Source organism: Streptomyces sp. NPDC002889 (genome assembly GCF_042888425.1).
Taxonomy (GTDB): domain Bacteria; phylum Actinomycetota; class Actinomycetes; order Streptomycetales; family Streptomycetaceae; genus Streptomyces.
The window spans coordinates 267,688-286,550 of record NZ_JBIAPT010000005.1; the positions used below are offsets into that span (position 1 = coordinate 267,688).

At 70.8% G+C, this 18,863-nt stretch carries 14 protein-coding genes and 2 pseudogenes; 9 read left to right on the top strand and 7 right to left on the bottom strand.

Annotated elements, in window-relative coordinates; translation table 11 throughout:
* Positions 1 to 307: 307 nt before the first annotated feature.
* Positions 308 to 1,126 carry a UbiA family prenyltransferase gene (locus ACFYWI_RS09965; protein ID WP_389228341.1) on the bottom strand — a complete coding sequence of 273 codons (819 nt, stop codon included), beginning with the start codon at positions 1,124 to 1,126 and terminating at the stop codon, positions 308 to 310.
* 140 nt (positions 1,127 to 1,266) lie between these two features.
* Here ACFYWI_RS09965 and ACFYWI_RS09970 point away from each other — a divergent pair, with 140 nt between their 5' ends.
* The 5 genes from ACFYWI_RS09970 to ACFYWI_RS09990 all read left to right on the top strand — a co-directional run bounded on the left by ACFYWI_RS09970 (position 1,267) and on the right by ACFYWI_RS09990 (position 5,448).
* Positions 1,267 to 2,328, top strand: a complete 1,062-nt coding sequence (locus ACFYWI_RS09970) for a type III polyketide synthase (RefSeq protein ID WP_389228034.1) — start codon at positions 1,267 to 1,269, stop codon at positions 2,326 to 2,328.
* A 6-nt stretch (positions 2,329 to 2,334) separates the two neighbouring features.
* Positions 2,335 to 2,871, top strand: coding sequence for an isoprenylcysteine carboxyl methyltransferase family protein (locus ACFYWI_RS09975; protein ID WP_389228037.1), 537 nt, complete (start codon positions 2,335 to 2,337; stop codon positions 2,869 to 2,871).
* A complete protein-coding gene (locus ACFYWI_RS09980) occupies positions 2,868 to 3,896 on the top strand; it encodes an NAD(P)/FAD-dependent oxidoreductase (protein ID WP_389228040.1) in 1,029 nt (342 codons plus the stop codon). The genes ACFYWI_RS09975 and ACFYWI_RS09980 overlap by 4 nt, the downstream gene beginning before the upstream one ends.
* 161 nt (positions 3,897 to 4,057) lie before the next feature.
* Positions 4,058 to 4,708, top strand: coding sequence for a hypothetical protein (locus tag ACFYWI_RS09985; protein ID WP_389228043.1), 651 nt, complete (start codon positions 4,058 to 4,060; stop codon positions 4,706 to 4,708).
* Between the two features lie 554 nt (positions 4,709 to 5,262).
* A complete protein-coding gene (locus ACFYWI_RS09990) occupies positions 5,263 to 5,448 on the top strand; it encodes a hypothetical protein (RefSeq protein ID WP_389228046.1) in 186 nt (61 codons plus the stop codon).
* Between the two features lie 53 nt (positions 5,449 to 5,501).
* On the opposite strand, the gene ACFYWI_RS09995 is transcribed toward ACFYWI_RS09990, so the two are convergent.
* On the bottom strand, positions 5,502 to 6,386 hold the full coding sequence (locus ACFYWI_RS09995; protein WP_389228049.1) for a LysR family transcriptional regulator: 885 nt from the start codon (positions 6,384 to 6,386) through the stop codon (positions 5,502 to 5,504).
* Positions 6,387 to 6,656: 270 nt separating this feature from the next.
* On the opposite strand from ACFYWI_RS09995, the gene ACFYWI_RS10000 reads away from it, so the two are divergent.
* Together ACFYWI_RS10000 and ACFYWI_RS10005 are read left to right on the top strand one after the other, a co-directional pair.
* A complete protein-coding gene (locus ACFYWI_RS10000; protein ID WP_389228344.1) occupies positions 6,657 to 7,751 on the top strand; it encodes a M20 family metallopeptidase in 1,095 nt (364 codons plus the stop codon).
* Positions 7,748 to 8,353 (top strand): hypothetical protein, encoded by a 606-nt coding sequence (locus ACFYWI_RS10005; protein WP_389228052.1) that lies wholly within the window; start codon positions 7,748 to 7,750, stop codon positions 8,351 to 8,353. Before ACFYWI_RS10000 ends, ACFYWI_RS10005 begins: the two co-directional genes overlap by 4 nt.
* A 127-nt stretch (positions 8,354 to 8,480) precedes the next feature.
* On the opposite strand, the pseudogene ACFYWI_RS10010 reads toward ACFYWI_RS10005, so the two are convergent.
* Positions 8,481 to 8,843: pseudogene (locus tag ACFYWI_RS10010) on the bottom strand (LysR substrate-binding domain-containing protein); the annotation flags it as partial.
* 3 nt (positions 8,844 to 8,846) lie between these two features.
* On the opposite strand from ACFYWI_RS10010, the pseudogene ACFYWI_RS10015 reads away from it, so the two are divergent.
* Positions 8,847 to 9,211: pseudogene (locus ACFYWI_RS10015) on the top strand (transposase); the annotation flags it as partial.
* A 54-nt stretch (positions 9,212 to 9,265) separates the two neighbouring features.
* Here the strand turns inward: ACFYWI_RS10015 and ACFYWI_RS10020 are convergent.
* Entirely contained in the window at positions 9,266 to 10,456 is a 1,191-nt protein-coding gene (locus ACFYWI_RS10020; RefSeq protein ID WP_389228055.1) for an acyl-CoA dehydrogenase family protein, read from the bottom strand.
* 105 nt (positions 10,457 to 10,561) lie between these two features.
* A complete protein-coding gene (locus tag ACFYWI_RS10025) occupies positions 10,562 to 11,728 on the bottom strand; it encodes a serine hydrolase domain-containing protein (protein ID WP_389228058.1) in 1,167 nt (388 codons plus the stop codon).
* Between the two features lie 164 nt (positions 11,729 to 11,892).
* Here ACFYWI_RS10025 and ACFYWI_RS10030 point away from each other — a divergent pair, with 164 nt between their 5' ends.
* A complete protein-coding gene (locus tag ACFYWI_RS10030; RefSeq protein WP_389228061.1) occupies positions 11,893 to 12,936 on the top strand; it encodes an enoyl-CoA hydratase/isomerase family protein in 1,044 nt (347 codons plus the stop codon).
* A 32-nt stretch (positions 12,937 to 12,968) separates the two neighbouring features.
* Here ACFYWI_RS10030 and ACFYWI_RS10035 read toward each other — a convergent pair whose 3' ends face one another.
* Complete coding sequence (locus ACFYWI_RS10035; RefSeq protein ID WP_389228347.1) at positions 12,969 to 15,140, bottom strand: SpoIIE family protein phosphatase; 2,172 nt, start codon at positions 15,138 to 15,140, stop codon at positions 12,969 to 12,971.
* A gap of 126 nt (positions 15,141 to 15,266) precedes the next feature.
* Positions 15,267 to 18,692 (bottom strand): phosphodiester glycosidase family protein, encoded by a 3,426-nt coding sequence (locus ACFYWI_RS10040; RefSeq protein WP_389228351.1) that lies wholly within the window; start codon positions 18,690 to 18,692, stop codon positions 15,267 to 15,269.
* Positions 18,693 to 18,863 lie beyond the last annotated feature (171 nt).

Below are 18,863 nucleotides of genomic sequence, written 5' to 3' on the forward strand. Positions count from 1 at the left end.
CCGCCCGCCGGGCGGGACGAGACAGTGGCGGAGGCGCGGCTCACCCGGGCTCAGAGCCACCTGCAGCGCCTTGATCCGCTGAGCACGCCACTCATGAAGAGTTCGGCCCCTCCTCCTTCAATTGTCCGACGTCTCCAAGGGCGGCAGCCTGCCGTTCCACGGTCCACGTGGCCGTCGCTGCCCCTGCGTACCTCGACACCGGACTCGTCGTCCCGCATGGCAAGCGGCCCGGCCGTTCCCTGCCAGCCGCGAGGAGGCAGACAATTCCGAGCATCGCCGGGTCAGAGCCCGCCGCGGTTCCGCGCCGTCAGCGGAGATCGGTGCCGTGAAGCAGCAGTTGGACGACATCGGCCCCGGCAATCGCCATGGTGGCCCGGAAAGCGAGCTTTCCGTCGGCCGCGCGGAGCGTTCGGGTCAGGGCGACCGTGCACAGCAAAGTGGTGGACCCCAGTACTGCCCAGCCGGACACGGGGGCCGGCCCGGGGGGCGCGAGGACCAGAACGAAGGACGAAGCGAGCACCAGGAGAGCCGCCACAGGGCCGGTCCACCGCCTGCCCAGCCGCTGAGGAAGGCCGGTCACGCCTGCTGCGAGGTCTTGGTCGATGTCCGGCAGCACATTGGCGAAGTGGGCACCTGTGCCCAGCAGGGCGGCGGCGGCCATCAGCCACAGCGGCGGCCATGAGCCGCTGGGCAGGGCAAGGGTGACGAAGGCGGGAAGAGTGCCGAAGGCGAAGGCGTACGGCAGCCAGGAAGCGGCCGTGCGCTTCAGATGAAGGTTGTACCACCAGGCTGTCGCTACACCGCCCAGATGAGTGCAGGCCGCGAGTGGTCCGCAGGCCGTCGACAAGAGGATGCACAGCGCCAGGGCCGAGGCTGCGGCGACGGTCACCGCCCCGGGCCGTGCTTGGCCGGTGGCCAGCGGCTTGTCCCTGCGCTGGGCTTTTCGGTCGCGCCGCAGATCGATGCGATCGTTGCACCAGCCGACTGAGAGCTGTCCGGCGGCCACCGCGCATACCGTGACAGTACCGCCGGGGAGGCTGTGCCCCACCGCAGCGGCCAGAGTGGCGGTGAAAGCGGTTACCGCGGCAGCGGGAAGCGGGTGACATGCCGTCAGCAAGCCTGTCACCGGCCTGACGGGGAGAGCGATGGGTGCGCCTACGGTGTCCTCGGCGGCGGGGGCGCTTGGCACGATTTCACATTACGTCGCGCCACACCCTCTTTGCCACGTTTCATGACCTTGTGTCAGGACCTGTCTATGGTGGGTCAATGACGCGTGTCCTCGCAGTGAGCACGGTGTTGCCGCCCCACCGCTATACGCAGGCGGAGATCGCGGATACGCTCGCCCGTTGTCTCCCGACGGGTGCGGACGCCGGTCTGCTGCGCCGTATCCATGCCTCTGTGCAGGTCGAGGCCCGGCATCTGGCGCTGCCCCTGGACCGGTACGAACGGCTCGGCGGCTTCGGCCGGGCTAACGACGCCTACATCGATGCGGCGCTCGATCTCGGGGCCCAGGCCGTCGAAGGGGCGCTGGCCGAAGCCGGACTGACCGCCGCCACGATCGACCTCGTGCTGTCCACCTCGGTCACCGGCATTGCCACCCCGTCCTTGGAGGCCCGGCTGGCAGCGACCGTCGGACTGCGCCCCGACGTCAAGCGCTTGCCCGTCTTCGGACTCGGCTGCGCGGGCGGCGCGGCCGGCACCGCGCGAGTCCACGACTATCTCGTCGGCCGACCGGACCATGTCGCGCTGTTGCTCTCCACCGAACTGTGTTCGCTCACGCTGCAGACCTCGGACACGTCCACCGGGAACCTGGTGGCAGGCGCCCTGTTCGGTGACGGAGCAGCAGCCCTGCTGGCCGTCGGCCGTGACCACCCCCGACATGGCGACGGCCCCGGTCCGCAGGTGGTGGCAGGCCGCAGCCGCCTTTATCCGGGCACCGGAAAGCTGCTCGGGTGGGAAGTCGGCGAGTGGGGCTTCCGCATGGTCCTCGGCAGCGACTTGCCCGAGGTGATCAGGCTGCACGTGGGAGAGGAGATCGCGTCCTTCCTTGCCGATCACGATCTCAAGCCACCGGACGTCACGGCCTGGATCTGCCACCCCGGCGGGCCGAAGGTCCTCGACGTGCTGGCTGAAGTCCTCGGGCTGCCGCACTCGGCGTTCGAGTTGAGCTGGCGCTCACTGGCCGGTAGCGGGAATCTCTCATCATCGTCCGTGTTGCATGTGCTGCGCGACACGATGACCTCCGGACCGCCCGAGTCCGGGTCCACCGGGCTCATGGTTGCCCTCGGGCCCGGCCTCTGTTCCGAACTCGTCCTCCTGCGCTGGTGATCGCTCATGAACGCCTGGACCGGGCTGATGCTCCTGGTGACCGTGGAGCGCCTCGCCGAACTCCTCGTGGCTCGCCGCAACAGCGCGTGGAGCCGTGCACGCGGCGGTAGGGAATACGGGCGCGGCCACTACCCGGCAATGGTCACCCTCCACACCGGCCTGCTGTTGGGCTGTGTGGCCGAACCGTGGGCGCTCGGCCGTCCCTTCCTCCCGGTGCTCGGCTGGCCCATGCTGGCACTTGCCGTTGCCGCACAGGTGTTGCGCTGGTGGTGCATCATCACCCTCGGCCCCCGCTGGAACACCCGGGTCGTCGTGGTCGAAGGACTGCCGTTGGTCACCTCCGGCCCCTATCGATGGCTCCGGCACCCCAACTACCTGGCAGTCGTGGTCGAGGGGTTCGCCCTTCCCCTTGTGCACACGGCCTGGGCGACCGCCCTCTGCTTCACCGTGCTGAACCTCGTGCTGCTCTCCGTGCGCGTCCGCTGTGAGGAGACGGCGCTGGTGGGCGACCGCACCGTACCGATGCCGGGTATCGCACGATGATCGATCTGCTCGTCGTCGGCGGCGGCCCGGCAGGGCTGGCCACAGCTATCCACGGCGCGCTGGCCGGCCTCGAGGTTGTCGTCGCCGAACCCCGGCCCACGCCGATCGACAAAGCGTGCGGCGAGGGGCTGATGCCGGGGGCCTTGCGGGCACTTGAGCAGCTCGGTGTCGCGGTCGCCGGACAGCCCTTCCACGGCATCCGCTACGTGGACGGCATCACCGGGCGCCATGCGGAGGCACAGTTCCGCGCCGGCCATGGCCTCGGCGTACGACGCACCGGCTTGCACGCGGCCCTGGCCGCCCGAGCGGCCCAGTTGGGGGTTCGGCTGGTGCAGCGCCGTCTTGACAAGCTGTACCAGGACGGAGCTTGCGTCACCGCCGGCGGGCTGACCGCCCGGTACCTGGCCGCCGCCGACGGTCTCCACTCCCCGACGCGTCGCGCACTCGGCCTGTGCGCGCCGCCCGATCCGCATCGGCCCGCTCGCTACGGACTGCGCCGCCACTACTGGGTCGAACCGTGGAGCGACGTGGTCGAGGTCCACTGGTCGGGACGCTCCGAGGCATACGTCACGCCGCTCGCGCCCGACCTTGTCGGCATCGCGGTCCTCACCAGCGACCGTATGGCGTTCGACGCGCAGCTGAGCCGGTTTCCCGTCCTGATGGCACGGCTGTCCGCCGCCGCGGGCACCACCCCGGTGCGTGGCGCCGGTCCGCTGCGCCAGCGGGTACGCTCGCGCGTCGCGGGCCGCGTCCTTCTCGTGGGTGACGCGGCCGGCTACATCGACGCGCTCACCGGGGAGGGCTTGACGCTGGCCCTGACCGCCGCCGGTGAACTGGTCCGGAGCGTGCGGGCCGGTCGCCCGCAAGCTTACGAACGGGCCTGGAGACAGCTCTCACAGCGCCACCTGCTGCTCACCGGCTCCTTGCTGTGGGCCCGTGAACAGCCACTCGTCGGACCGCACATCGTGCCGCTCGCATCCCGTCTGAGCTGGCTGTTCCGCCAAGGCGTCAACCTCCTTGCCTGAGCCACAGGCGTTCGTCCCTGCCTTTTCGGCCGGTGAGAGGGGGCATACAGCTTATGGCGGAGGCACCCGCTCCTGACCAAGGTGGTTCGGCCCGGGCGCAGGGCACCAGGAGGCCAGGAGCGCCGGGCGGGAACCCGAACGACGCCCCGGGTCGTTCACCCATGTGTCCCTCCGTGGAGGAAGGAGTCGCTCCAACGCGTCAACGATTGCGCTTCGAAGGCTGGATCGCTGGTGTCGGAACCTCCTCCGGCGTTCGGCTGGTGCTCGGACACTGGGCACGTTCGCCGTTCGGGCCGTTCAATGACGTGATGCTCGAGCAGGCGAACGGAAGGCGTCTTCTGTTGGCTCCCACTGCAGAGATCGGGGACTTCATCGCCGGCACCTATACCTTCGACGAAGTGCAGATCGTACCGGTCACGGTCGACGTCGCAGGAGAAGCCTGGTCCGTCACGGCGCCGTCGCTGGACCTGCATTTCACCACCGGTCGGCGAGACCGGCTTGGGGCGCTGCTGCACGCCGTGCCGGGTTCGCTCGCCATTCGCCCGGCCTGGAGCGCACTGGTCGATGTGCCGGCTCGACTGCTGTTGGGCGTACGGACCTGCAGCAGTAACAGGGCGGACCGTCGTGAGTGGTATGGCGTGCAGGACCTTCTGCCGATCTCCAGTGCCGTGGCCATCTTCGGTGGAAACGACTTGGGCCCGCTGGCGCGGGTCGAGCCTCCCGTGCATTTCGGGGCCGGTTCCGTCCCCCGGAAGCCGGCCGTTGTGCGGCTCATCACAACGGTAGGCCTGGAGAGGGGCGCTTCTCTTTGACCAAGGCGCCTCGGCTGTCCGGGCCGCACGCTGGTTCGTCAGCCCGGTTCCTCATTACGCGTCACGTGGTTCCTTGGGGCAGGCGCGCCGTGTTCGCGTGGGACTGGCGCCAGTCGTAGCTCCACTGCTTCAGGTGACTCGCAGGGCACCTGTCCGGAGAGTCACCTGAAGACCGAGGCTGGCGACGGGCCGGGGCATGCCGATACGTACAGGCCCGACGCCGGGTGAATAGTGCACAACCGGATCGGTCGCGGGGGGGCGAGGCCGGCGTCGGATGTGAGCATCTGCTGCGGCTGGACGAGAACGACGCGGGCGAAGGGCCGAGGCTGGTGTCGGGCCGGCGTCTGCCACAGCGTGCCCGCCCGCAATGAAAAGGCTCTCCATCGGGAGGTGAGCCGGCTGTCGAATTCATCTGCCCTGATCGGTGGGCCGGTCTCGACGGTGAGCTGGTAGGAGGCTCCAGGCGGCGCCTGTCCGCGTAGTGGACGAGGAGGCCCTCGACCCCGACTGTAAGGTCGGCCCTTCTGTGCAGCGGAGGAGGGATCCAAGCTCCAATGGCGATCGAGAAGGCTGCATGGGCCGCGTCGTGCTCGTTGTCGTCGGCGCGGTGGTCCTCGTGTTGCACTGATGAGCCTCGACCCGACCGGCAAGAGTCGCAAGCAATGGGCCATGCGCTGGAAGGCACCCTCAACGCATTCCAGATCGCCTTCGAGGGCCGGCTCACCCCGGCCGACAACTGAACCTCAACAACCAGGATCAGCTGTCAAATTGACACACCCACACCGTTGCAGTACTAATTCACGGCGTCGCGCAGCAGGTGCCGCAGTTGCAGCGCCGTCGGCAGTGGGGTGGCAGGCAGCGCGATGTGCAGGGTGCGGCGCAAGGCGGGGTCGGTGAGGCGGCACAGGACGAGTTTTTCAGGAACCGCCCAGGCGGCCAGCGACGGCACCAACGCCACTCCCAGCCCGGCGGCCACGTAGCCGAACTTCCCCGCCCACTCCGCGATGCGGATGATCCTCCTGGGAGCGAAGCCCGCCCGCGCGCAGGCGTCGGCAAGCATCGTGGGGCGGTCGCCGTACGCGCTTTGCAGCCAGGCTTCGTCGCGCAGTTCGCGGAGGTCGATCGCCCCGGCGCCGGTCAGGCGGTGCCCGCGCGGGAGGGCGACGAACAGTTCGTCCTCGCACAGCACCGTGGTCGTGACCCCGTCGGCCGACGGAAGCCCATACGGATAGTCACTGACGACGGCGATGTCCAGTGCCCCGTCCGCGAGCCGTCGCATCAGCGCGTCGGTCGGGCCCTCGACCGCGACGGCCTCGACATCCGGGGTGGCCTCCTGGAGAGCCCGCAGAGCGGCCGGCATCAGCGAAATGTTCGCCGTGGCGAACGCCCCCACGTGCAGCAGCCCGCCGCGTCCCGTGCGCAGTACGACCAGTTCCCGCTCCGCCCGTGCCAGCCGGCCGAGCACCTCCACGGCGTGCCGGTGCAGCACCCGCCCGGCGGGATTGAGCCGTACACCCCGCGGCAGCCGCTCGAACAGCAGCCCGCCCGCCTGCTGTTCCAGCGTGGCGATCCGGCGGGACACCGCGGACTGCGTGTAGTTGAGCCGGACCGCCGCCTTGGTGAAAGACCCAGTCTCGGCCACGGCCACGAACAGCCGCAGCGCGTCGTTCTCGAACACGTTCCTCCCGCCGCCAGGGCCTCCCTCCGGCCCTCGACATCGTCCGCCAACACATGCCTGTGGCGCATGGATTCCATGCAATCCAGTCGCTGGTGACATCCCTTGCCGCGCCCTAGCGTCGTTCGTGCGGCGGGCGCTGCGGAGAAGGAAGGCGCACGGCCGCTCCACCGACACGTGCGATCCGAGGGGAGAGGTGTGATGTTGCGACGAGGTGAGAAGAGACTGGACCGGTGGGATCAGGAGCCGGGGGGCGCGCTCCAGTTGCCGGTGATGCTCGCTGATCTGAAGGAACTCGTCCGGTGCGAGTCCTTCTCGGGCGACCACACCGCGGTGGCGCGCAGTGCCGAGGTGGTCGGCGCCCTCGGTACGAGGCTGCTGGGAGCCGAGCCGGAGACGATAGTGATCGACGGGGTGACCCATCTGCGGTGGGCCTTCGGCACCCCGCGCGTGCTGCTGGTGGGACATCACGACACGGTGTGGCCCATCGGCTCGCTCCGGTCCCGTCCTTGGTCGGTGGCCGGCGGGATCGCCCGCGGCCCCGGGGTCCTGGATATGAAGGCGGGCCTGGTGCAGATGTTCCACTCGCTGGCCTCGCTGCCTTCCCCGGACGGAGTGTGCATCCTGGTCAACGGGGACGAGGAGGTCGGCTCCCCGACCTCCCGGCACCTGATCGAGGAAACCGCCCGGGGGTGCGTCGCCGCCTTCGTGCTGGAGGCGGCCGCGGACGAGAGGGGCGCGCTCAAGACCGCCCGCAAGGGCACCTCACGGTACGAAGTCGTGGTGCACGGCAGGGCCGCCCACGCAGGTCAGGAACCGCACAAGGGGGTCAACGCCGCTGTGGAGGCCGCTCACCAGGTACTGGCCCTCGCCGGCATCGGGGCAGTCGCGGGCGCAGCTCACCCCCTTCTGGGCAGCGCGACCGTCACACCCACCCTGCTGTCGGCCGGCACCGCGCGCAACACGGTGCCCGCGATTGCAAGGGTGTCGGTGGACGTACGCGTACCGACCGCGGCGGCACAGGACCGGATCGACGGGCTTGTACGAGAGCTCACCCCCCGAACCCACGGTGCGCGGCTGGAGGTCCTGGGCGGCCCCGGACGGCCGCCCATGGAACCGGAGTCCAGCGCCGATCTGTTCGCCCTGGCCTCCCGCGTCGCCTCGGACCTGGGCCAGGCGCCCCTGAGAGCAGCCGCTGTCGGAGGCGCCTCGGACGGCAACCACATCGCGGCGACCGGCTGCCCGACCCTGGACGGCCTGGGCGCCGTGGGTGGTGGAGCCCACGCGGACACCGAGTATGTGGAGGTCGCGCAGATGCTTCCCCGCGCCCGTCTGCTGGCCGAGCTGATGAGGAGGACCGCGCGATGAAGCAACCGACACGACGCCTCGCCTTGGTGTTCACCGCGCTCACAGCCGCCGTGACCCTGGCCGCCTGTTCCACCGCTCCCGGCGCGGAACCGGCCACTGAACCGACACCCACGGACACCACCACGGCGATCACCGACCCGCTGACGCCGACGGAGAGCACTCCGCCGACGCACTACCCGTCCGCCACCACTTCCGCGCAGACCGCAGCCAATGTTGCGCTCTGGTACGAGGCCGGAGGTGAGGAGCAGATCACCGGCGTGCGCGGCCAAGCCGAGGCGGTCCACTCCCACCACGACGAGGACCTGTGGGTCATTGACTTCACCCCGTTCTTCGATGACGTGCACGAGGCCCAGGAGTACCCTCCCATCCCCGACCCGAAGACCCAGGCCGCCTGGTCGGCCGCCCTCAAGCACATCAGCGAGGGTGGCGGCGCCGTGTACGACGCGACGCGGCTCGACATCGGCGAGAGCAGCCAGAGCGCCGAGGAGGCCAGGCAGATGGACCTGGGCTGGAAGGAACTCGCCAAGGGCGTCAAGGGCCTCAAGGCGGTCGAAGAACGGCTCAGTCGGACCTTCGGACTCGAACCGCTAACGGCTCCCTGAGCTTGGCTTGTTCTTCAACCTCCGGCCCCGGATCGCTCCGTGAGCGCGTCGGGTCGTTGGACGCGGTTTCCGGCCGCCGATCCGAACGGTCGGCCGCTTTCCACGCGAGCAGATGCAGAGCAGCCGGTCAAAGACGTGTTGCTACGCGGATCAGGTCGGCGACTGCGCGAAGTCGGCTGTGCGACGGCCAAGCGATCACCGTGGTCACGGGCGGAGCGTCCAGGACCGGCACGGCGGCGAGACCGCGGCGCAGGTCGGTGCCCGCGGACTCGGGCACAATCACCGTGGTACGGCCGAGCGCGATCAGCTGGAAGAGTTGTGTCAGGTTCCGTACCTCGACCCCTGGCCCCTCCGGGTAGTTGCCGCCGGGATCGGGCCAGCGAGCCATCGGGAGTTCCGGCAATGCGGTGACTTCGGCCATCCGGATCTCGGAGCGGCCGGCAAGTGGGTGAGAGGTGGGCAGGATCGCCACCTGCCCCTCGGCGTACAGGGGACCTGCCCGAAGCTCCGCGTACCCGAGGCGGCAGACCGGTGGACCTGGCTGGTCGCGGCCGCCCACACCCAACTCCGCCTCGCCCGGCCGCTGGCCGCTGACCTCCGCCGCCCTGGGAGAAGCCCACCGAGCCCGGCCGGCTCACCCCCGCCCGGGTTCGCCGGGGGTTCAGGAACCTCCGCCCGAACTGGCCCTGTCCGGCCCGTGCGCCGAAACCCAACCGGCCCTGCCCCGGCCGACCGCCCGGCTCGAAGAACCGGTACCGCGCCACCCGCTACGACATGGGCAAAACGGTCAGGCGCCCGAGACCATCGCCGAACGTGACCAACCCAGACCGTGAAGAACAAGTTCAGAGCACAGAGTGATCTTGGTGCCAACCAAAAATCCAAGCGCCGACCAAAAATCCTCGTCACAGCAGATCACCGTCGTACCCGCGGCATCCCCAGTCCGATCCACGAGATGATCTCGCGCTGGATCTCGTTGTTGCCGCCGCCGAAGGTGAAGATCACCGCCGAGCGGTAGCCGCGTTCGAGTTCGCCGTGCAGGACTGCTCCTGCCGAGCCCTCCTTGAGGGGGCCGGCCGCGCCGACGACCTCCATCAGCCAGGCGTATGCGTCGCGGCGGGCCTCGGAGCCGTACACCTTGACGGCGGAGGCGTCCTGCGGGGTGAGGGTGCCCTGCTGGACCGCGTTCACCATCTGCCAGTTGAGCAGCTTCATCGCGTCGAGCCTGGTGTGGGTCCTGGCGAGCCGGCCGCGCACCCAGCCGAGGTCGATGACGCGGCGGCCGTCGGTGAGTTTGGTGTCGGCGGCCCAGCGCTGGACGTTGTGCAGGGCGCGGATCGCCATGGTGCCGTGGGCGGCGAGCGTGACGCGTTCGTGGTTGAGCTGGTTGGTGATCAGCCGCCAGCCCTTGTTCTCGTCACCGACGCGGCGGGAGACGGGGACGCGGATGTTCTCGTAGTAGCTGGCGGTGGTGTCGTGGGAGGCGAGGGTGTTGATGAGGGTGCAGGAGTAGCCGGGGTCGCAGGTCGGTACGAGCAGCATGGTGATGCCCTTGTGCGGCGGAGCGTCCGGATCGGTGCGCACGGCCAGCCACACCCAGTCGGCGGTGTCGCCGTTGGTGGTCCAGATCTTCTGGCCGTTGACCGTGTAGTGGCCGGTGGTCTCGTCGCCGTCGCGCACGGCACGTGTCCTGAGGGCTGCGAGGTCGGTGCCGGCATCGGGCTCGCTGTAGCCGATGGCGAAGTCGATCTCGCCGGAGAGGATCTTCGGCAGGAAGTACGTCTTCTGCTCGTCGGTGCCGAACTGCATGATCGTCGGGCCGACGGTGTTGAGCGCCATGAGCGGCAGCGGCACACCCGCCTGGGCGGCCTCGTCGAAGAAGATGAACTGCTCCATCGGACTCAGGCCCCGGCCGCCGTACTGCCGCGGCCAGCCGACTCCGAGCCAGCCGTCGGCGCCGAGCCGGCGGATCGTCTCACGGTAGAAGCGCTTCTGGGCAGCCGGCTCGGAGTACCGGGCATAGGCGTTGTCGGGGACCAGCTCGGCGAAGTACGTGCGCAGTTCCGCCCGCAACTGCTGCTGTTCCGGCGTGTATTGAAGGTGCACGGCCCCTCCAGAAGTCTCACGGTCCGTCCCTGGCGCGGGCGCACACAGTAGAACGTGTTGCAAGAATCTGGAAGGGCGGCGACCGGGTCCGTGGCGGGCGCCGGGCTACAGGGCGCGGTACACGGCGTCGACGAGCGCCATCTTCCGCGGGTCGTCGGCGATATGCGGGCCCATGCGGTTCATGACGTAGCCCATGCTGATGCCGGTCTCCGGGTCGGCGAGCCCGCAGGAGCCGCCGAAGCCGTCGTGGCCGAGCGCGCGGGGGTTCGGGCCGTACGAGCCGTTCTCGCCGCTCAGCCACAGGCCGAGGGCCACCTCCGTGTCGTGCGCGAATCCCCTTCCGAGCACCAGATCGCGGCAACCGCCCTGGCCCTCACGGACACGCTCGGCAGCCTCGGGGGTCAGCACCCGGCGGTCGCCGAGTGTGCCGCGTCCGGCGAGGATGCCGTAGAGGGCAGCTACCGCGCGGGCGGTGCCGTGGCCGTTGGCGGCGGGGATCTCGGCGGCGCGCCAGGCCGCCGAGTTGGCGGCGTCCGCACCGGTCATGGGGTTGATCAGCGCGGCGAGCGCGACGGGCTCCAACTGGGCGAAGACGGCAGCCTGTTCACTGGTGGCCTCGGCCGGCGGGTGCACCAGTTCGGCGACCCGATCGGTTTCCTTCTCCGGAAGTCCGATGGTGAAGTCGATGCCGAGCGGCCCGGCGATCTCCTGCTGAAGGAACGCGCCCGGCATCCGGCCGGTGATTCGCCGGACGACTTCGCCGACGAGGAAGCCGTAGGTCATCGCGTGGTATCCGGAGACAGTGCCGGGCTCCCACCACGGCTCGGTGGCGGCGAGCCGGGCGCAGGTGAGCTCCCAGTCGTAGAGCTCCTCGAGCGAGTGCGGCTCCCGCAGGCCCGCGAGGCCCGCGCGGTGCGAGAGCAGATGACGCACGAGAACGCCTTCCTTGCCCGCCGCCGCGAACTCGGGCCAGTAGGTGGCGACCGGTGCGTCCAGGTCGAGCTGCCCGCGGTCGGCGAGCAGATGCGCGCACAGGGCCGTGGGGCCCTTGGTCGTGGACCACACGTTCACCAGGGTGTCGCTCTGCCATGGCCGGGTCCGCCCGGCGTCGGCCCAGCCGCCCCACAGGTCGACGACGCTGCGCCCGTCGAGCATGACGGTGACCGCTGCGCCCAGTTCCCCCCGCTCCTGGAAGTTCTCCCCGAACGCGGCACGTACGCCCTGGAAGCGTTCGTCGCAGTGGCCTTGGATCCTGCTGGGGTGCTCGGTCATGGCATCCTCCGTCGACTCGACTCGCCCAGAACATACCGACTGGTCGGACTGACGGGAAGACGGCGTACGGGAGTGGCGCCGCCACCGCCGCCGGGGCCCGTGCGAGTGCTGCCCGCCGGTGAGCGAGGATGGGATGCGAAGTCCACCCCTGGGAGGAAGAGGCAATGGCCGGCGACGACTGCGTACTGCTGCGCACCGAGGGCCGCGCGGGGTACATCACGCTCAACCGGCCGCGGGCGCTCAACGCTCTGAACCATGCGATGGTCCTTGCCGTCGACGCCGCACTCGCCGACTGGGAGCAGGACGACGCGGTCCGTGTCGTCGTGATCTCGGGGGCCGGTGAGCGCGGACTGTGCGCGGGCGGGGACATCCGGGCCATCCATGACGACGCACGCTCCGGCGGGCGCGAGTCCGTCGCGTTCTGGCGCGACGAGTACCGCCTCAATGCCCGTATCGCACGCTTCCCGAAGCCCTATGTGGCCTTCATGGACGGCATCGTGATGGGCGGCGGCGTGGGCGTGTCCGCCCACGGCAGCGTGCGCATCGTCACCGAGCGGTCCACGCTCGCCATGCCCGAGACCGGCATCGGCTTCGTCCCGGACGTCGGCGGCACGCACCTGCTGGCCCAGGCCCCCGGCGAGCTGGGCACACATCTGGCTCTCACCGGCAACGCGGTCGGGGCGGGCGATGCGCTGCTGCTGGGGCTCGCCGACCACTTCGTGCCCTCGGGGCGGCTGGCGGACCTCGCCGCGTCGCTCGCCGGCACAGACGTGAACGAGGCGGTACGGCGCTTCACGGCCCCCGCCCCTGAAGGTGAACTGGCCGCCCACCGCGGGTGGATCGACCACTGCTACGCGGCGGACTCGGTGGAGGAGATCCTCCAGCGGTTGCTCGCCTGCGGCGAGACCGAGGCGAAGGAGACCGCCGGGACGATCCTCACCAGGTCGCCCACCGCACTCAAGGTGACCCTCGCCGCGATGCGCAGCGCCCGGGCGCTGGGGTCCCTGGAAGCGGTGCTGGGCCAGGAGTTCCGTGTCTCCTGCGCGGGACTGTCCGCACCGGACCTGGTGGAGGGCATCAGGTCCCAGGTCATCGACAAGGACCGCAGGCCCCGCTGGTCGCCGGCGGAGCTCGCGCAGGTGTCCGCGGCGGATGTCGCGGCGTACTTCGCGCCGTCGGCCGACGGCGAGTTGGGGCTCGCCGGCTGACGCCGTCGGCGGGCGCGGGACGGCTCGCACCGTCAGTGGCGCGGGCGCAGCAGCAGCAGAGCCGTGTCGTCGCCCCGGTCCGCCGACATCGCGCTGTCGCCGATCAGGATGTCCGCCAGCTCCTCCAGCGGCCGGTCCGCGCCGATTGCCAGCCGGGCAGCCAGTTCGGCGAGTGCGTCCTCGATGTCGATACCGGGCCTTTCGATCAGGCCGTCCGTGTACAGGACGAGAACGGATCCGGGGTTCAGCGGCACCCCTGTCGTCGGGTAGACCGCCGACGGGTCGATTCCCAGCAGGGGTCCGCCCGCGAGGTCGAGGATGTGGACCCGGCCGTCCGTGTCGCGCAGCAGCGGCTGGGGGTGGCCGGCACGGGACAGCAGGACCCGGTGGTCGGGCAGGTCCAGGTGGAGATACACGCAGCTGGCCAGCAGATCCGCGTCCAGTTCGATCAGCAGCCGGTTGGTGCTCGACATGACCCTGCCGGGCGCCTGGCCGACGGCCGTGTAGGCGCGCACCGCGGTGCGTACCTGGCCCATCAGACCCGCGGCGGCGACATTGTGCCCCTGTACGTCTCCGATGACCGCGGCGGCCTCGGGGTGCACCACCCCGCCGAACATGTCCGCGCCCTGCGGCGTCCGCATCACGTCGTAGAAGTCGCCGCCGATGTCCATTCCCTGGGTGCCGGGCAGATAGCGGGCGGCGACCTCAAGGCCCGACAGTCGGGGCAGGCTGTGCGGCAGCAGCGCGGACTGCAGGCCGTGGGCGAGCCGGTGCTTGGCGTCGTACAGCCTGGCCCGCTCCAGCGCCTGGGCGATCAGGCCGCCGAGGCTGGTCAGCACGGCCCGCTCGTCGGGGGTGAAGGGGTGCGGCTGCGCGTAGCCGAGGACGCAGGTGCCGACCGGCCGACCGGAGGCGACCAGCGGCAGATATGCCCAGGCGGCCATGCCGTCCGGGGTCGCGGACCGCGTGGGATAGAGGTGCTCGAGTTGCGCGCGGGACTCGAAGAACGCCGGCACACCGGTCACCAGGGTCTGGGCTCCGGGCGTGGGGGCGTCCAGGGACGTGCCGTCGAAGCGGTCGATGATCGTGGGGTCGTCGTACCCGCGGTGGCCCAGCACCCGCAGCCGCCCGCCGTCGGGGGCCAGCATGACCAGGGTCCGGCTGCCGACGGCCGGCATGATCTCGTCCGCGACGTGTTCGACCACGTCCGACACCCCGACCGCCTCGGTGAGCGCGCTGGCCAGGCTGAGCAGATGGGTGATGCCCACCAGACGCGCCGGGCGGTCCCTGGGGCTGTCCGGTGCGGGAACCTCCTGGATCGTGCCGGAGGCGGGGGTGATCTGGACGCTGATTCCGTTCCGGCTCGGGTGGAAGCGGAACAGCAGCCAGTGCTGGGGTGGGCGCAGGGCCACGAAGGAGATGGCCTGCTGGCTGACCATGGCCAACCGGTAGCGGTCCTCGTAGACCGGGTCGTTCAGCCAGGGCAGGGTGTTCCACAGCTGCGCATCGAGCAGGTCGGTGACCGGGGCGCCGAGGAGGTCGGCGGCGGCGGCGTTGGCGAAGGTCACGCGCCCGTTCACGTCGAGGGCGCACATGCCGTCGGGCAGTCGCGCGAGCATCTGCAGGGCCTCGACCGCACCCGTCGTCCCCGCCATCGGCGGGGAGACAGGGAAGTCGGCCTCGGGAACGACCGTGCTGCCCGTCTCCGCGGCGCGCTGGAGCCGCAGTGCCAGCCGCTCGCAGGCGGCCATGAGGCGGGCGCGTTCGGTGGCGGAGATGACCGGCGGGTGGGAGCCCGGCCAGGTGACGAAGACCGCTCCGTACGCCTTCTCGGGCGTGGCCACGGGCACGGCGGCCAGGGCGAAGGGATACGGCAGGACGACGGCGATACGCGGGTACCGGCCGGCCATGTCCTCCTCGCCCGACACCCAGATCACCCGTCGCTGCCGCAGGGCGTCGGCGACCGGGATGGGCGAGCCGACCGCGACCCTTTCCCAGGGCGCGGCGAAGGCGCGGGGCAGTCCGGCCATGACGGCCATCTCGAGTACCTGCTCGTCGTCCGTGAGCAGGTAGACCGCGCCCGAGTGGGCCTGGACGTCGTCCATCATCGAGGCCAGGGCCAGTGACAGGAGAGGATGGGAGTCCTCGCGTGCCCACTGCGCGGGCGCGGACACAGAGGCGAGCCGATCGGACACGGGGATCACCTCCTGCGCAACACCCACGCACAAGGCTGCCCCCCGCCGCGCCTTCGCGCACGGCGAGACCGGGACGGAAACGGGCAGGGCCGGGGCGTCGCGCACCGAGGAGCAGTGCGTGGCGCCCCGGCCCGGTCAGGCCGCACGGTCCGCGGCGAGGGCCACGATGGGGATCTCGCTGCGGTAGGTGGTGCCGGCGACCGTCACCGCGAGTGTGATCCGGCCCTCGCGCAGAGCGGTGAGGCGGCCGGTCGCCGGGTCGAAGGTGGCCGCGTGCCTCGGGCGGGACCCGGTCGCGGGGCCGATGTGGAGGTTCGGGGACCCGGTCCAGTCGACGCTCATCGGAAATGTCGCGGGAACCCGTCGCAGGCCCTGCAGGACGGTCGCGGTCGCGTCTTTCGACTCCCCGGGACGCAGCAGCACGGGCGCGTCCAGGTCGAGGGCGTCGACATGGGCGCGGGTCTGTACGGAGACCCAGTCGGGCTGCCCGGTCCAGGGGGCTCGCCGGGCCGCGGCCTGATCGGCGCTGGAGATGGCGTCGACGCCGACGAGCGACCAGCCGGTGAAGCCGCCCTGGTCCGGTGGGGCGGCCGGGTTCTTGCCGGAGTTGCCGTTGACGAGGTAGGGCACGCCCTCCACATGCGCGGCGTGGAAGACGCCGACATGGCTGCCGATGAGACCCGCGCCCTTGCCCGTCGTACGGCGGAACCGGGCGAGCCAGTCCTCCACGAGCGCGGCTTCCTTGCGGTCGCCGAGCTGGCTGCCCTTCTGCACGGTCGGGTCGCGAGGCGGTACATGCTCGATGAGCATCACCGAGCCGATGTCCGGGTCCCTCGCCGCCGCGTCAAGCTGCGCCCGCAGCGCCCTGATCTGGGCGAAGCCACCACCGCGCAGGCTCAGGCTGGAGGTGTCCAGGGTGATGAAGCGGGTGCCGCGGTGGTCGAAGGCACGGTGTGCGGGGCCGAATTCGGCGATGAAGTTGTCGATTTTCCCGCCCATCACCTCATGGTTGCCGGGGACGTAGAACCAGGGCAGCTCGTCGCCGAGCTCCTCGGTCAGGATCCGGCGTGCGAAGGCGAGGTCGGCCGGGGAGCCCTCATCGACGAGATCGCCGTTGACAACAAGGAAGTCGGGCCGTGCCGCCCTGATCTCGCGCAGGGTCCTGCGGGCCTGCTGGACGAGGGGACTGCCCGGGTCGCGTGCGACGAACTGGGCGTCGGACATCACCGCGAACCGCCAGTAGCGCCCCTGGGTGAGCGCCGCCGGGTCGATCAGCGGATCGGTGGTGTGCGGCAGGGCGGGCAGTTCGACGGCGGGCGGCACCTGCGCGCTCAGCCCGTCGATCACGATCCGGCCGGTGTACTGGCGGGTCGGGCCGGTTTCGGCGAGATAGAAGCGGTGGACCTTCAGCGGGGTCGCCGCGCCGGCGGGTACGGCGAAGGTCACCTGACGCCAGCCGGTCCACGTGATGTAGGGGCCGCGCAGCAGCTGGTCGGATCCCGCGGCGTCCTTGAGGTGCAGGGTGGGCCAGGCTCCGTTGCCGTCGCCGTTGATCCAGAGGGTGAAGGACTGGGGCCGGCCGCGTACGTCGATGGGCTGCGGTGGGTTGAGATAGGCGGCCCGGGTCGCGGTGGACAGGGTGAAGTCGTAGGTCACCTCCAGACCCGTGCCGCCGTACCCGGAGGGGGTCGCCGCTGCCGTGCCGCTCGCGCGGGCCTGGCTGAAGGTCCACCCACCGGCGTCGTCGAAGTCCGTGACGGGCTGCTCGGCGAGCCCGACACCGACGGCCAGGACTGTGGTGATGCCGGCCACGGTCGCGGTGATCCGTCCGGAACCGCTGCCGGTGCGCGAGCCGACGACGAAGGAGCCCCTGCCGTTGTCGTGGATGTCGAAGAGGGTGGCGTCGTAGTCGAGTTGTACGTCGGCAGGCTCCACCGGGGCGCTGTTGCCCTGGGCGTCGAGTCCGAGGATGCCGAACGATCCGGTGGCCGAGCCGTCCGCGAGTCCCACGCGCCGGGTCGTCGGCTCGATCCGGGCCAGATCGCCGAGCACGGTCAGAGCGGCGTCACCGTGTGCACCCGCGCGTTCGGCCCGCACCCTTGTGGTGCCGCTGTGACGGGCCCGGAAGACGCCATGGCTGTCCACACGGCCGATGTGGGGCTTCAGGGCGCGCCAGAGCGGCGGGCCGGCGGCGGGTCCGTAGGTCTCGTCGTATCCGGCGGCGGTCAGCTTGCGACTGAGCCCCGGGAACACCCGGTCGGGGTGGCCGCCGCCCACCGGGTCGGCGGTCGGGGCGGTGGCCGCGGCGACGGCGGTCTCGACCCAGTAGCCGCGCAGCCGTCCGCTGCCGTCGGGAGCGGTCAGGGCAAGGCCGTTGGGGACGGTGCGTTCGCTGCCGTCGGACGGGCTGTTCTCGACCTGGAGGGCGTCGCTTCCCGGTTCGCGGGCGAGGAGGGTGGAGGAGCCGCCGCCGTCGAGGTTGAGCGAGCTGTACGCGCCGGCCTCCTTCATCATCCTGCCGAGCTGGGTCAGGGTGACACCGCCGCTGTCGGCCTGGCGGCCGTCGACCGTGACGACCTGCATCGCGCGGCCGTCCTTGGAGAATCCGACGGCGGTACGCGGCGCCGGAGTGTTGTTGCCCTCGCCGTCGTGGTTCTGCGCCACGCCGTCGACGACGAGGAGTTCACGTCCGCCGACGGCGGTGCGCGGGACGGGTCCGTTGCCGGCACGGGGACGGTAGGCCACCTGCACCGGGTCTCCGGGTCGCAGCGCCGTCAGCACCGCGGCCCCGCTCTCACGCCCGACCAGCACGGTGGTGTCGGCGGCGATCGGACCGGTGCCCGGACGGTCGTGCACCTCGACGACCCGGCCCTCGCACACGAGCGCCTCGGCGACCGGGGAGGCGGCATCCACGGTCAGGGCACGGTCGGCCTCACCCCAGGCGGCGGTGTACGCGCCGACGGACCCGGCGGGGACGTTCGCGGCGTTGTACGCGCCGAGCCGGTGCTCACCGGAGGGCAACGTCAACGCGCCGTCGAAGTACAGCTCCAGGACCCGGCCGGCAGAGCCGGGGCCGATACCGACGGCCCGGTGGGCCCCGGGGGCGGGCGAGTGGGTCACCTCCCCGTCCTTGATGCCGGGGCCCTGGGGCGCGCCGGTCTGGTTGATGTCGAAGAAGTCGGCGTTGAAGGCGGCCACGGTGCGCCGCCCGGGTCCCGCGTCGTGCCGGGCGGCGAGTTCGGAGACGGGGTGCCGGTCTGCGACCTTCCCCGAGGAGAGGTAGTCGGCCCGTACGCCGCTGCTCGCACCGAGGTCGACCGAGAGCGCATCGACGCGCAGCCACTTTTCGGCCTCGAGCCGGTCGTACGAAGTGAGTTCGATGCCCGGGGCGACCGGCCGGGAGCTGCGGGCGGTCTCGATTCCGTCGGCGTCGGCCACAGCCGTGTCCGCGCCCGTCGCCGCGCTCGCGGGCGGCGGTGCGATCGGCCGCAGTATCTCGACGGGGTCGCGGGGCGGCGGATCGGGGGTGTCGGCGATCGCGGGGATGGTCGCAGCCGCCATCAGCGCGGACAGTGCCGCGCCCAGCACGACGAGATGTCTTGCTCTGCCTAGGCCCACAACTTCTCCTGGAATAGAGCTGGTTGAGCTGCAGTAAGCGCTGTCGGCGGACAGCATCGCCGGGCCCGGGCGGAGGCACCAGGGGGCATGGGAAAGAGGGGAAGGACAGTTGGG